The following is a 13,771-nucleotide window of genomic DNA, read 5'->3' on the forward strand; positions in this document are numbered from 1 at the left end:
TCCTAGGGTCGAAATTTATTTTACGGTGTCATCCCTTATAAAATGGTTTCTATGATCGCAGGCTGCCTTTTAAGTGCTCGATAGACGTTTTTCCTAATTAGAGAGGAGTTGATCGAGCGTTTGGCCGGAGTCTACATGTCCGATATTGATTGCTTCCCATAAATAGAGGGAGGCGACCGAACCGTACGGGCTCCATAAGCCCATGACCTGTTGCAGATACTTGCGATCCGCCCGCTCCTCCAGACCATAAAGCCACCTGGCGGCGCGCTGCAGCCCGGCATCCCCCACAGATACGACATCCTCGCGGCCGAGCCCGAAGATCAGGAACATCTCGGCCGTCCACTTGCCGATGCCTTTAATTGAAGTCAGCGCCTGGATAACTGCATCGTCGCTCTTTTCGTGCAGGCGCTCTAGCACGACTTCGCCCGACTGTACTTTACTGGATAGGTCGCGGAGATATGCTACCTTGGAAGCGGACAGTCCCGCACCCCGCAAGGCTTCGTCATTTACCGCCGATAAGGCGTCCGGGGAGAGCTCGCCGGCCAATCCCAGCACCCTGCCACGGATCGTAGCCGCAGCCTTGACGGAAATTTGCTGGCTGATGATCGAGCGGGCAAGGGCAGCGAAATGCGGGCCTTGCGGCGCCGCCTTGATCTCGCCGATTAGTGTGATCAAGGCTCCCATGCGGGCATCGGCCTCAGACAAGGCAGCAATACGAGGGTCATCCATCTGAAGATGGAAGGAAATCGGGTTCATTGGACATTCACTCCTTATTTGCTGAAATAACGATCCCATCACTTCTCTAGAAGAGAGATATATTTATCAATGAGCGGGTCGAGATTCCGCTGAACTTGATTACGCTCCTCCAGCAGAACGGATAGTTTCTCTGCGTTGCTCCCGATGCCTGGATCAAGCATAGCTTTAGCGATCTGTGCAATCCTCTCCTCCATGGAGGATATTTCCTGTTCCATTTTGCGAAGTGTGGCAGGGTTAGCGGCGGAAGAGGCTGCATTGCCGTGCTCTTGTCCCATGGTCTGTCCTGCTTTGTTTCGCACTTTACCATTAGAGGCAGCTTCCGAAACCGGCAATTTGGGGCGAGCGGAATTTCTCGCCGAGTTGAATTCGTATGCCTGCGTGGGTTCTCCATTTTGCCCAGAGGGCTTAGATTGTCTAGGCATCTCACCCTGCGTGGGCTGTCCAAGTGCAGCCAACTGCCGCTTCTTCAGCTCAGCCTGATAGTCTTCATAGCTGCCTTCGGTGATGAACATTTTGCCCCCAGCAAGCTCCCATATCTGGTCTGCGATCTTGTTGATGAAATATCGGTCATGGGAGATGACGAGCACGGAGCCGGCATAATCCTCGAGTGCGTCTTCCAGGGCTTCCCGGGAGTCGATGTCCAGATGGTTGGTCGGTTCATCCAGGAGCAGCAAATTCGGTTTTCGGTACATCAGCATAGCCAGTCTCAGCCTGGTCCACTCACCGCCTGAAAGACTGTGAACCTTCTTAAATACATCACTTCCGTAAAAGAGGAAGCGTGCAAGTTGATTACGGGCTTCCCCGGCTTCCATGCCGAGCTCATTCCGGAAATACTCCAACACCGTGCAGGGATCGTCCTTGGGTGCCGATCCTTGTGCAAGATAGCCGGTTTCTACCCGCGAGCCGAGCAAAATCTCTCCCTCCTGGACGGATTCTTTACCTAATATGCACTTCATGAGCGTCGTTTTTCCAGCGCCGTTTCCGCCGATTAAGGCAGCATTCTCTCCGTAGCGAAGCGTATGATTTATGCCGCGGTACAGCGTGCGTTCTCCTATGCTTTTCCCTGCTTCACGCAGGACGATAACATCTTTGCCAGAACGGTCAGACTGCGTCAGCTGCAGATCGATGCGTTTTCGTTCGAGTACGGGTTTCTTCAGCTTGATCATGCGGTCCAGCGCCTTTTGCATAGAGGCTGCTCTGCGGTGGAATCCCGCGTTCGGCGGGTTGGAGCGGTTTCCCCATTCGATCAGCTGCTTGATGGCCTCCTGCATTTTCTTGATTTTCTTCTGCTGTTCCTGGTAGTCGGCAAATTGCTGGAGCAGCCTGCGCTCCTTCTCTTTTTTGTATTCGCTGTAGCTGCAGGGGTAGGTAAATGCTTCACCGTCCTCGATTTCGATGATTTTACCGGCCACCCTGTCGAGAAAGTAGCGGTCATGGGAGATCACGGCAACGGTACCTTTAAAAGCACGCAGAAATTCCTCTAGCCAATGGACGGCAGCCATATCCAAATGATTGGTCGGCTCATCAAGCAGAAGAACATCCGGCTGCTGCAGCAAGATGACGGCTAGACCGATCTTCGTCTTCTCTCCGCCGGATAAGGAGCTGAAGGCCTGCTTGTAGGTACTGGCAGAGATACCGAGCCCTTGAGTCACCCGCTCGATGGACGCCTCCATTTCAAAGCCGCCGTTATGCTCAAAGGCCTCCTGTAAGCTTCCATACTGCTGGAGCAGGCGATCCATGTTAGAGCTGTTCATGCCTGATGAGGATAGCGCGGACATTTCCGCTTCCAGCTGCCTCATTTGCGCATGGACCGCGAGCAAAGGTTCAAAGGCGGATTGCAGCACATCGTATACTGTCATACGGTTGGCATAATCAGGAATCTGGGCGAGAACGCCAAACGTAGTATCTTTGCGGATGGCGATAGAGCCATGATCGGGCGTTTCACTGCCGGATAAGAGGCGGATCAGCGTCGTCTTGCCGCTTCCGTTGCGGCCGATCAAGCCTACCTTCTCCCCGGATTTGATTTCAAAGGTAACATCACTGAGCACCAGCTCGGCACCGTAATATTTTTGGACATTTATGCATTGGATAATCATTCTATATAATCTCCTTTGGCTCATGCCGCTTTCACCGAAGCAAAGCTACCTTGGAGACGAAAAAAGGCTGCAGAAATTCTGCAGCCTTCTTCACGTAACGTTCCGTTAGGTTAAGGTAGGAGCGGCATTTCGCAAGTGTAATTTGGATATCGAACAGCTAAAAATGGACAGACTTCTCCCGTTGTCAGCTGCGCCATGAACAATGCCAAATAATGCCATAGGCAATTGGCTGATTCGATTCCATGCGTACTTGCGGTCCACTCTACCCACCTCCTTCTAAATATAATTATTTAAATTGTATCCGTTTTGGCATTTATTTTCAACAGCCCCCTGGCTGACATAAAAAAGGGATTGACGAAATCGGGGTTAGAAGGGCAATGGGAGGCTGCTTATTCTCTGGGAATGTCCCGTGTTCAGGCGCTTCGGCATGTTGTATTGCCCCAAGCAGCACGGGTGTCTGTTCCGCCGCTTGGCAACTCTTTTATTAGCCTTGTTAAAGATACATCGCTTGCCTTTACGGTTACTTATGCGGAAATGTTTCGAAAAGCGCAGGAAATCACTTCAGCGACTTACGAACCGCTGATTGTATATAGCGAGACTGCCCTGATTTATTTGATGTTCAGCACAATCCTTTCCGCTTTACAAAGTTATACGGAGAAGCGGCTTGGTGGCTTTTACACCAAATAAAATAATGGTTGCTCTGTTATTCATTTCTGGAATCCGTTGCATTATAATGAGTAAGGCAAAAACGTTCTGATTACACAATCAGATACGAAGTGTCAATCTAAAAGAAGCAAGGGGAGTCTAATTGGAAAGAACAGCAAAATGTATTATTGACGAATTGCTGACGCAGTCCGGCAGTAAGGTTTCGGTCGACGTGCGCTTGCGGTTTCCCGGCGGTCGGAACGTAGGCGGCAAATACAGTATGGCCCATCATAAGGTTACGATGTATTTGGAAGAGATCAAAAAGCAATGTTTAAGTCTATTTGGCTCACTAGATGCTTTTCCGCAAGTGTTTCGTATTGTATTTGCTCATGAGCTTGGGCATGCAGAGGATGCCAGTCTGAAGGTGCTGTCAGATCTTCTAGATGCTAGCGGCTATGAAATGGAGCGCAACAGAATCGCTCTTCGCATCGAAGAGAATGCCTGGGATTATGCCAAAACGCTCATTCCCGAGGAAGATCAAAGCATCATGCAGACGGTTATTTATTGCTCGCTGAAGTCTTACCGCGATGCTATCGCGGGTGAGATCGCCTAGTGATCGCAAACGAACCGCCTATCGTAATCACGGCGGGATCACAATCGAAAATCACAGCAGAATTACCCAGCGAAATAGTTACGTAGCTGCAATGGAATCGTAGTGGTTCCGCGGCCGAGTTACAATGGAACTAGCGGAATACCATTTAGCATGCCATATGTCAAATAGCCCCCAGTGTCTAAAAACCGGGGGCTATTTTCGGATAATCCCAAAAGGATCAGTTTATTTAATCGTAATGTTTCCTGAAGTGGAGCGCACCTTGATGAGGTCATCGGTTACGCCAGGCGAGACGGGTGATTCGATTCGGCCTGATGTGGCCTTCAGGTCGTATGTGCCTTGAAATTCAGGATCGGCGGAAAGGCTTACGTTTCCGGAGTGGATCGAAATATCCAATGAGTCCGAGCGCTGCTCCCTAATTGCTATGTTACCGGAGGTGGATTTAAATGTTCCGTTTCCAGTCCAGTCGTTGATATTAATATTGCCAGAAGTCATCGTAGCATGGATATCGCCTTGTAGGTTTCGGGCCGAGAAATCACCAGAAGTCATTTTGGAAGTTAAATTTCCTGTGAAATGGTCGAGCTTCACATTGCCAGAGGTTACGTTAAGCTCGGTGTCAGCCGCAACTTGCTCAAGTGATACTTTACCGGAGAAGTTTTTTATCTGCAAGCGATCGGCAGCCAAATCCTGGACTGCCAGGTTGCCTGAATTCGTCTTCAGTGACATTTCTTTGGCGCGTAAAGCCTTAAAGTTTCCATTGTTGGCGAGCAGATCGACGTCGATTCGATTTAACATCTGCTCCGGGTCGGTCAATGCCACCGTCACATACTGGGTTGAGGATTGAAAGTCGAGGTCGAGGAAACGAACGATACGCTCCTCCATGAATTGCAGGGCAAGGCTTTGGTCGGCGATTTTCGTATCCGTCAGTTTATCGATGGATTTCTGCGGCATATTCCCGCTGGCTTCCACGTAGTTCGTCCCGTCAGGGCTGGTGATGAATTCAAATTCGACGTCATATTCGCTGTTGATGGAGAGAAGTTGCAGTTCATTATCGTTAAAAGTCCATTTCTGTGTATAGGCGGGCTTTTTTTCTTCGAAGTTGAAACCTTGATAGATCATTCCGCTGATACCCAGGATGACGCAAATGGTCGCCAGTAGGGTCCATCCTTTTTTATTCATTGATTTTAACTCCTTTGGCGACTCGGACATTCCATGCCCAATAAGACGCGCTTAATTTAATGATGCCGGAAAAGGCGCGACGCGAGCCCATGGCCAGAAAGATACCGATGCCGACCATCGTGAGGGCGGCAAACGCTTTTGCCGGTAGAAAGGGCCCGTTAAATACATATTCAAGCACAAGGAAGACAGGGCTGATCATGCCGCTGACGGCTGCTAGTACAAGAGCTAGGCCAAATGCCCATATTACAGCTAGCAGAGGAAGCATAACCAGGTTGAGGAAGAACAATCCGGCATAAATGGCGGAAGCAGCTTTCCGGTAAGGGATGTCGCTAGTTTCAGGAGGGGCTGTGCTCGTCTGTCCCTGCGGTTGTTCTCCAAACCAATATAAGGGGTTCAGAGGAACTGACCGGTTGCCGAGGGCTTCCTGGGCCAATTCGGCCGGATCGCCCAGTTCGCGGACGATCTCCTCCTCGGTCTTGCCATTCTGAAGACCGAAAGCAAAATGTGCTTCATAGTCCTCCATCAGTTCATTGCGCTCCTCAGGCGGGAGTGCCGATAAATGGTTGCTAAGCAGCGAGATGAATTCACTCTTGTTCATAGATGGTTTCCTCTCTCGATTAAATTGGATACGTTGCTGACGAATCGTTTCCATTCAATCACCAGCTTTTTCATGTGAATTTCCCCTTGGGGGGTCAATTTATAATATTTACGGGGAGGACCCTCGCTCGATTCCTGTAAATATGTCGTGCAGTGTCCTTCGTTCACGAGCCTGCGGAGCAGGGGGTACAGAGCGCCTTCCGCCACTTCGATATGCTCTGAGACGGATTGGGCCAACTCATAGCCATAGCGATCCTTCTCATGGATGAGTACGAGCACGCAAATTTCCAAGGCGCCTTTTTTGAATTGGATACTGATATCCAAGTGGCATCGCCTCTTTTTCCCATAATTTTATCAGTGTTTATCAGCTGTCTTCACTCTACATAATATCACCCAGTACTGAACAAAGCAATGTAGCTGATCAAAAGAAAGGCACCTGCCGGTGCTTTCTTATAACGTGTGTCTTATTGTTCGCATGTCCTCACTGCTGCTGTTAGGGCTGCTGACTGAGCAGCGGCAGATTTTCCGTAGCCGGTCCTTCCAGCACTTCTCCTTTGTAGTTGAACCTTGACCCGTGACACGGGCAGTCCCAGGAGCGCTCAGCATCGTTCCATTCCACCTCACAGCCGAGATGTGTGCATGTCGTGTCGACGATATATAGTCTGCCTTCCGCATCCTTATAGCCGCCGGCCCGCTTGCCAAGATGCCGCACGACCCCGCCTTCATCAGCCTTTAATTGTTCTGCTCTGCGTTGGATCATTTCTACCTTGCCGGATACCCATTCCTTGGCTACATCTGCGTTTTGTACGGCAAAGTTTTTAATCCCCGGATTTGCTTTGAAGCGGGAAGGCTTGTACAGGTCTGTATACTTGTTGCCGTGGCCCATAATGAGATCACGGAACATCAGGGCGGCTACGGTCCCGTTCGTCATTCCCCATTTAGCAAAGCCCGTGGCCACCATAACATGATCCTCGTCCGCAGTGATGGTTCCGATGTAAGGGACTTCGTCCAGCGTAATGAGATCTTGAGTCGACCAGCGATAAGGAATGCGTTTGGCTCCGAACAGCTTGCCGCCGAATTTCTCCAATTCTTCATAGTGCTTGAACGTGCATTCTCCTTTGCCCGTCTTATGCGATTCTCCGCCGACCAGAATGACCTGCTCGCCGTTTAGCAGAGCCGATCTCAGTGAGCGCTTAGGGCTGCCGCAATTAATGTACATGCCCTGCTCCAACGGAATTTCCGGTTCTATGGCAACTACGTAAGAACGTTCCGCATACAATCTCGTAAAGTAGAACCCGCTTCCGTCATAGAACGGGAAGTGCGAGGCAGAGATTGCATATTTGCAAGTAATCTTATAACCGTTCTCGGTAGTGAGCTGCCGCCGCCCATTCCCGGTGTTGACGGCCGCATCCTCCAGGGTTGTATTTTCGTACAGCGTTCCGCCATGTGATGTTACATATTCGACGAGGGTGCCCAGGTACTGCAGCGGGTGGAACTGGGCCTGATTTTTCATTCGGATCGCTCCATGGACTTGGATGGGAATCGGCAAGGTGTCGCACCATTCGCCCGGCAGCTCCAGGTGTTCGTATGCCTCCCATTCCGTGCGAAGCTGCTTTGCCTGTTCCTCAGAGTCGGCATACAAATAGGCGTCCTGCTGTTGCAATTGACAGTCAATTTGATGCTCTTCCACCGTAGATCGAATGAAGGAGAGAGCTTCCTCATTCGCTTCGTAATACAGTCTGGCTTCCTTATCCCCAAAATGTTTCCTCAGCTTGTCGTAAATTAACCCGTGCTGCGAAGTGATTTTTGCCGTCGTAAACCCGGTAGTCCCATCAAGAATTACTGCTGCGTCCACTACGGTAACCTTAAAGCCTGCTTGGCACAGCAGATAGGCGGTAGTAATACCCGTAATGCCAGCGCCGATGATGGCGATATCGGTCTCGATATTTTCTTTTAGCTGGGGAAAAGAGGGCAAGTCAGTCGTATGCCTCCACATCGACTGAGGAAAGCGGGGCAAAGCGCCGGAGTCGTATGCTTGTTTAGTCATTGGTAATCTCCTTATATTCGTAGTCGTTCTTCATTATTACCACGTTGTTTGTTAATTAAAGCATGGTCAGCTCTGCTTCTTGACGGGAGTGCTTTTTTCGATCGTTTGTATTGCCGCCCGCATGAAATTGAGGCAGTTAGCAAATAATGGGGATATGTTAAGGGACAGGAGCTGCCAGGCATGAAACGCAATCAATTTATCGGTAGAAGCAGACGCCAATTGCAAGGAAACTACGAGCAGAAGAAAAGCGAGAGCAATCTCGGCGCCAGCCACGGGATGAGCCGAGGTAAGGACGAGACCGAGACCGATTCCCGAGCAGACGCTAATTCTCAGCAGATTCAGACGGGCTCTCAAAGCAGTGCTAGAACTCACCAGGGTGATGCAGGGTCACAAAGTGGCGGCAGTGGGGACCAGGATAAAGTGGGGCCTCAGAGTGATAGTGGCAGGTACCAGGGTGATACAGGGTCTCACAGCAGCGGCATTGGGGATCAAAGTCAAGCTGGGCGACAGAATGGTGATAGTTCACAGAACGGCAATAGTTCACGGAATGGTACAGGGTCTCAGAGAAATAGTACGTATCAGGGGGACGCGGGTTCTCAGCACTACGGCAGCTCCCGAAGTGGCTTTAGCTCGCAGAGTAGTGCAAATTTGCAAGGTAATGGCGGTTCATGGAATAGCACCTCCTCCCAGACGGGTTCTGCACAGGGCGGTTCAGGATCGCAAGAAATTTCCGGATCCGAGGGCAGTGCTGGTTCCCAGGGAGGCGGTAATTCGCAAAGCAGTTCAATATATCAGAGCAGCGCAATTTCTCAGGGCGGTACTCATTCCCAAGCCAGCGCGAAGAATACACAGGGAGCCGGTAATAAGGCCATTTCAGGAGATTTGCAGCAGACTGTTCAGCGTATTCAGAAAGAAACCGGAGACAGCCCCGATATCGTCGTGCGAAAAATGAGTTTAGGCGGGGAGAAGCCTACTTCGGTAGCTGTCATTTATTTAAATGGCTTAAGCGATCAAATGATAATCAACACTTTCGTTATGGAAACCCTATCCGGCCTAGGAGAGGTAGAAGCGAAGGATTCAGAAGCATTATTGGATCAATTGCAATACAGCTTGCTGTCCCTGGGAGAATCTAAAGTAGTGTCGGAGTGGAACGATGTCGTATTTGATATTTTGTCCGGGGATACGGCTATATTTTTGGAGGGAAGCACTAGAGCCATAATAGCTGGAACCCGTGGCGGGGAATGGAGATCCATTACGGAATCTACCACGGAGCTGGTCGTTCGGGGTCCGAAAGACAGTTTTGTTGAGTCGATTGCAACCAATATATCACTTATTAGGCGCAGAATCAGGAATACGGATTTATGGCTGGAGACCATGAAAGTCGGAACCGTTACTCATACAAATGTAGCGATGATGTATATTCAGAGTCTGGCTGATCCCAAGCTTGTCCGGGAAGTCAGGCAGCGTCTGGAGAACATTCAGCTTAACGGAGTACTGGAATCCGGTTATATCGAAGAGTTTATTCAGGATAAGACTTTTACTCCGTTCCCTACCGTATACAACACAGAGAGGCCTGACACGGCAACAGGACATTTGCTGGAGGGGCGGGTAATCATCCTTGTTGACGGGACACCGTTCGTCTTAATTTTACCAACCGTATTCGGCCATTTCTTTCAATCGCCGGAGGATTATTCGCAGCGTTTCGATATCGTCATTCTGATGCGTTCGATTCGCTATCTTAGCTTTATCATACTGCTTCTTGGACCGGCTATATACATAGCGCTAACAACGTTTCACTATGAGATGCTTCCTTCGCTGCTGCTGGTTAGTCTGCTTGCACAGCGGGAAGGGGTTCCTTTTCCGGCATTTGTCGAAGCTTTGCTGATGGAGGTTACCTTTGAGCTGCTCCGTGAAGCGGGGCTCCGTATGCCGAGGGCTGTCGGAAATACGATATCGATTGTGGGTGCGCTTATTCTGGGAACAGCCGTGGTTGAAGCGGGACTGATTACTCCGGGAATGGTTATCGTCGTTGCCTTGACGGGAATTGCGAGCTTTGCGCCTACTGCCTACAACATCGCCGTTGCTGGGCGGTTGATACGGTTTCTATTTATGGTTCTGGCTGGCATGTTCGGACTGTACGGCATTACCTTGGGAATTCTGATGCTGCTCATCCACATGAACAGTCTTCGGTCTTTTGGAGTTCCGTATCTAGCTCCAATTACCCCGTTCGTTCCGAAGGACCAGAAGGACACGTTCTTCCGTATGCCGGCTTGGATCTTAAGAACTCCGCCAAACAAGGTTAGAGAGCAGCAGCTTATTCGAGAGGGCCGGAATAAAAATTCGATAGGGCCCAATCAGCAGCAAGGCCAGGCAGGCCAGGCAGGCCAGCAGTGGCAGCAGAGCCAGCAGTGGCAGCAGGGCCAGCAGAGCCAGCAGGGCCAGCAGGGCCAGCAGAGCCAGCAGGGCCAGCAGGGCCAGCAGAGCCAGCAGAGCCAGCAGGGCCAGCAGGGCCAGCAGGGCCAGCAAGGCCAGCAAGGCCAGCAGAGCCAGCAGGGCCAGCAGGGCCAGCAGGGCCAGCCAGGCCAACAGAGCCAGCAGGGCCAGCCAGGCCAGCAGTGGCAGCAAGGCCAACAGGGCCAGCAGTGGCAGCAGGGCCAGCAGAGCCAGCAGGGCCAGCAGGGCCAGCAGAGCCAGCAGAGCCAGCAGTGGCAGCAGGGCCAGCAAGGCCAGCAAGGCCAGCAGTGGCAGCAGGGCCAGCCAGGCCAGCAGGGCCACCAGAGCCAGCAGAGCCAGCAGGGCCAGCCAGGCCAGCAGTGGCAGCAAGGCCAACAGGGCCAGCAAGGGGGCTCTGATCACGGCGTTTAAGGAGATAGTCCGCTGTATGAATAAAGCCAGGCGATATGTATTTTACACCTTAATCTGTTTCGAGCAGGAGGAGCGTTCCATGATAAAGAGAACAATAGCCATCGTTTTGGCTTTTTGCTGCATGGTACTGATGACCGGCTGCTGGGACGCTATCGAATTGAACCGGAGAGCGATTGTATCTGGGATTGGCATCGATCAAGCACCGGAAGACGAGAGAAAGCTGCTGGTTACTTTTCAGGTTATCATTGCCGACGAAATTACAGGGAAAACAGGCAGAGGAGCTACTCCCACTTCGACTTACAGTGGCACAGGGTACACGATTAGCGAAGCGATCCGCAACGCTTCCCGCCAAGTACCGCGGCTGACTTCGACAGCACATGCCCGGTTCATTGCCATATCCGAGAGTGTTGCCCGAAAAGGGATTACGGAAGTGATGGACTTCTTGGACAGGGACTCCGATATCCGGTTGACTTCCGATGTTGTCATTGTCAAACAAGAAATCTCAGCCGAAGCGGTGACGGCTTCGCTAACGCCCATCGGCAAAATCACGGCATATTCCCTTTCGCAAAAGGCCGAATTTGCCTCTAAGGAGCATGGAGAAAATTATACCATGGAAATAGACGACATTATTCGAGATTTACTGACTCCGGGTGGGGGGGCTGTTATCAACGGCGTGGGAGTGGTCGGCGATGTGAATGAGACAGGCAAAAAAAGCAGTTTAGAAAAAACGAAAAGCCCGTTGGTGGTACTCGAGGATCCTGCTATCTTCAAAGGCGATAAGCTGGTGGACTGGCTAGCCCCGAATGAGAGCCGCGGGATGGTATGGATAAAGAATAAAATGAAAAAAACCTCGATAGTCTTAGAGCCAGATCAGGAAAAAGGCGATATAGGCATCGACGTTATTCGATCCAAAACCGGATTGCAAGCAAAGCTGAACGATCCGCTTCATCCGGTTATCCAAGTCAGCGTCAACGTGCAGTTGTCCATAAGAGAGGTCAACACTGCCATTGATTTGAAGAATCCCGATATGCTTCACAAAATTGAAGCTAAAGCGAATGAGGCGATTGCCAAGGATCTGCGGGCCGCTGTCCAAAAAGCCCAATCCGTGAACAGCGATATTTTCGGGTTTGGGGAAGTCGTTCAGCGTCAAAGTCCTGCGGCTTGGAAAAAGATACAGCATCAGTGGGGGGATCTGTTTCCACAGCTCGAGGTTGAGTATAAAGTCAATTCCGTCATACGCAATACGCAGCTGCGCGACCGCTCCTATAAATTTAACCAGCGCTCCTAAGGAGGAATAACGACGTGGAAAAGATCAGAATCACTCCTATGCAAATATTTTCGTTAATACTCTTGTTTGAGTTGGGTACGGGGCTTGTCGTCAATTTGGGGATGGAAGCCCATAAGGATGAATGGCTGGCCGTTCTGCTTGGAATGATTATTGGGCTCTTGCTATATGCCGGCTATACGATGTTATATCTATGGTTTCCGGATATGCTGCCTACGGCGTATTATAAACTGTTGCTGGGTAAATACTTGGGGACTTTGCTGGGGATCGGTTATATGGTGTTTTTCATGTACAAAGCATCAAGGGACTTAATGGACGGCGGGCTGCTGGTCATTGCCACTACGCTGCGGGAAACCCCCGTTTTTATTGTCAATATGCTTATGATGCTTACCGTCGCTTATACGCTGCATAAAGGATTGGAGGTGCTGGCCCGAACATCATTGATCTTCTTTGCGTTTATGATGGTAGTTGGCGTACTGAGCCTGCTTCTCATTGCTTTCGCACATATTGTCGACATTAACCGCCTGCTGCCCGTTCTTGGCGATGGGATAGGGCCGGTGCTGCAATCGGTGTCCCGAACAAATTATCAGTTTCCGTTCGCAGAAGTCGTTGCGTTTACAATGCTGCTTCCATACCTGAATCATTCAAAAAAAGGAATTAAAGCCGGATATTTAGCCCTTCTATTCTCCGGCTTAATACTTAGCTTTGGCGTTGCGACGACGATAGCCGTGCTTGGGGTTGACATTGCCGAGCGATCGTATTTTCCGATGCTGATAACGGTCGGAAAGGCTTCAATCTCCGACTTCATTCAGCGGCCGGATATTTTTATCGTCATGACGTTTATTATCGGAATCTATTTTAAAATTTGCATTTACTTTTTTGCGGCGGTAATAGGGATATCGAATATTTTCAATATTCCGTACCAAAAGGTGGTGTACCCGCTTACACTCATCATTTTGACTTTGACGGCTGGGATAGGCCGTTCTTATAGCGAGTTTTTATTGAAAGGGGGAAAGATGCTGTATCTGGTCGATCCTATATTTTTTATTGTGCTTCCGTTCATCCTTTTGATAGCGGCCATGATTCGAAAGCTTGTTTTCCGCTCAAGATCCGGACCCGGAACCGGCGGGGGATTCGGGACAGGAACCGGGGACGGGGGAATGGGCGGGGCTGGAACTGGTACCGCTGGAACCTATACCGGAGCTGAAGGCAGTTCCGGACCCGGATGTGAAATTCCCGGAGGCGGCCCGGGAAGCGGTGGAGGCATCGGCGGTGGTGGAAGTTGAACTGCCGGCTGATCTTTTCTTTTGCGTAAATAAAGCACGGAACAGGTCGGGAACAACGAGGAACAGGAGCAGTATTCTGGCCGCCCATTGTTCTGCGCCTGTAAAGAAGAAATGGCTCATGTTGATAAATAGAGTGTTCCATGGCAAGCCTGCTCGGACATCGACCCACATGCTAAATGCGGCGCATAACAGGGTGAACAAAATGGTGATTACATACTTTTTTATTAACATAGGCAACCCATCCCATCCTTTTGATAAAAATTATAGTCTTATTATGTGAAAGGACGCGGTATTCCCATGCAGATTTTGAATTTTGTCAGGAACATTGAGCCGGGAGCATGGCGGCCTAGCTTGACGGATAATGAAATAAGACTTATACTAATTCTAAAATCAAATCATAAGGAA

The 13,771-nt window shown here is 50.4% G+C and carries 11 protein-coding genes and 2 pseudogenes; 5 read left to right on the plus strand and 8 right to left on the minus strand.

The annotated features are described in order from the left end of the window. Nucleotides 1-93: 93 nt before the first annotated feature. The 3 genes from G358_RS0101840 to G358_RS34370 form a co-directional block, all read right to left on the minus strand. The gene (locus tag G358_RS0101840; protein WP_240479919.1) at nucleotides 94-795 is read right to left on the minus strand and encodes a DNA-3-methyladenine glycosylase family protein; all 702 of its coding nucleotides are present in this window, start codon (nucleotides 793-795) and stop codon (nucleotides 94-96) included. Beyond that, on the minus strand, nucleotides 795-2,852 hold the full coding sequence (gene abc-f / locus G358_RS0101845) for a ribosomal protection-like ABC-F family protein (protein ID WP_019635499.1): 2,058 nt from the start codon (nucleotides 2,850-2,852) through the stop codon (nucleotides 795-797). Before abc-f ends, G358_RS0101840 begins: the two co-directional genes overlap by 1 nt. A gap of 105 nt (nucleotides 2,853-2,957) precedes the next feature. Further along, nucleotides 2,958-3,122 (minus strand): RAxF-45 family protein, encoded by a 165-nt coding sequence (locus G358_RS34370; protein ID WP_338042658.1) that lies wholly within the window; start codon nucleotides 3,120-3,122, stop codon nucleotides 2,958-2,960. A gap of 96 nt (nucleotides 3,123-3,218) precedes the next feature. On the opposite strand from G358_RS34370, the pseudogene G358_RS29305 reads away from it, so the two are divergent. Both G358_RS29305 and G358_RS0101855 read left to right on the plus strand, forming a co-directional pair. Further along, a pseudogene (locus G358_RS29305) lies at nucleotides 3,219-3,539 on the plus strand (ABC transporter permease subunit); the annotation flags it as partial. A gap of 121 nt (nucleotides 3,540-3,660) precedes the next feature. Then, nucleotides 3,661-4,110 carry a hypothetical protein gene (locus G358_RS0101855; protein ID WP_019635501.1) on the plus strand — a complete coding sequence of 150 codons (450 nt, stop codon included), beginning with the start codon at nucleotides 3,661-3,663 and terminating at the stop codon, nucleotides 4,108-4,110. 222 nt (nucleotides 4,111-4,332) lie between these two features. Here the strand turns inward: G358_RS0101855 and G358_RS0101860 are convergent, their stop codons facing one another. The 4 genes from G358_RS0101860 to G358_RS0101875 all read right to left on the minus strand — a co-directional run bounded on the left by G358_RS0101860 (nucleotide 4,333) and on the right by G358_RS0101875 (nucleotide 7,930). Next, a complete protein-coding gene (locus G358_RS0101860) occupies nucleotides 4,333-5,286 on the minus strand; it encodes a DUF4097 family beta strand repeat-containing protein (protein WP_019635502.1) in 954 nt (317 codons plus the stop codon). Next, nucleotides 5,279-5,884: a DUF1700 domain-containing protein gene (locus G358_RS0101865; protein WP_019635503.1), complete on the minus strand. Its 606-nt coding sequence runs from the start codon at nucleotides 5,882-5,884 to the stop codon at nucleotides 5,279-5,281. Before G358_RS0101865 ends, G358_RS0101860 begins: the two co-directional genes overlap by 8 nt. Continuing rightward, nucleotides 5,881-6,207, minus strand: coding sequence for a PadR family transcriptional regulator (locus tag G358_RS0101870; protein WP_019635504.1), 327 nt, complete (start codon nucleotides 6,205-6,207; stop codon nucleotides 5,881-5,883). Before G358_RS0101870 ends, G358_RS0101865 begins: the two co-directional genes overlap by 4 nt. Before the next feature lie 169 nt (nucleotides 6,208-6,376). After that, nucleotides 6,377-7,930: an FAD-dependent oxidoreductase gene (locus tag G358_RS0101875; protein WP_019635505.1), complete on the minus strand. Its 1,554-nt coding sequence runs from the start codon at nucleotides 7,928-7,930 to the stop codon at nucleotides 6,377-6,379. A gap of 180 nt (nucleotides 7,931-8,110) precedes the next feature. Between G358_RS0101875 and G358_RS32060 the strand changes: the two genes are divergently transcribed. From G358_RS32060 to G358_RS29315, 3 genes are all read left to right on the plus strand, one after another. After that, complete coding sequence (locus G358_RS32060) at nucleotides 8,111-10,795, plus strand: spore germination protein (protein WP_019635506.1); 2,685 nt, start codon at nucleotides 8,111-8,113, stop codon at nucleotides 10,793-10,795. Between the two features lie 79 nt (nucleotides 10,796-10,874). Next, nucleotides 10,875-12,083: a Ger(x)C family spore germination protein gene (locus G358_RS0101890; RefSeq protein WP_019635507.1), complete on the plus strand. Its 1,209-nt coding sequence runs from the start codon at nucleotides 10,875-10,877 to the stop codon at nucleotides 12,081-12,083. 14 nt (nucleotides 12,084-12,097) lie between these two features. Continuing rightward, complete coding sequence (locus G358_RS29315) at nucleotides 12,098-13,366, plus strand: GerAB/ArcD/ProY family transporter (protein ID WP_019635508.1); 1,269 nt, start codon at nucleotides 12,098-12,100, stop codon at nucleotides 13,364-13,366. Between the two features lie 39 nt (nucleotides 13,367-13,405). Here G358_RS29315 and G358_RS34695 read toward each other — a convergent pair. Continuing rightward, nucleotides 13,406-13,597: pseudogene (locus G358_RS34695) on the minus strand (YczF family membrane protein); the annotation flags it as partial. Between the last annotated feature and the right edge of the window lie 174 nt (nucleotides 13,598-13,771).

It is taken from the genome of Paenibacillus fonticola DSM 21315, from assembly GCF_000381905.1.
In the GTDB taxonomy this organism is placed as follows: Bacteria; Bacillota; Bacilli; order Paenibacillales; family Paenibacillaceae; genus Fontibacillus; species Fontibacillus fonticola.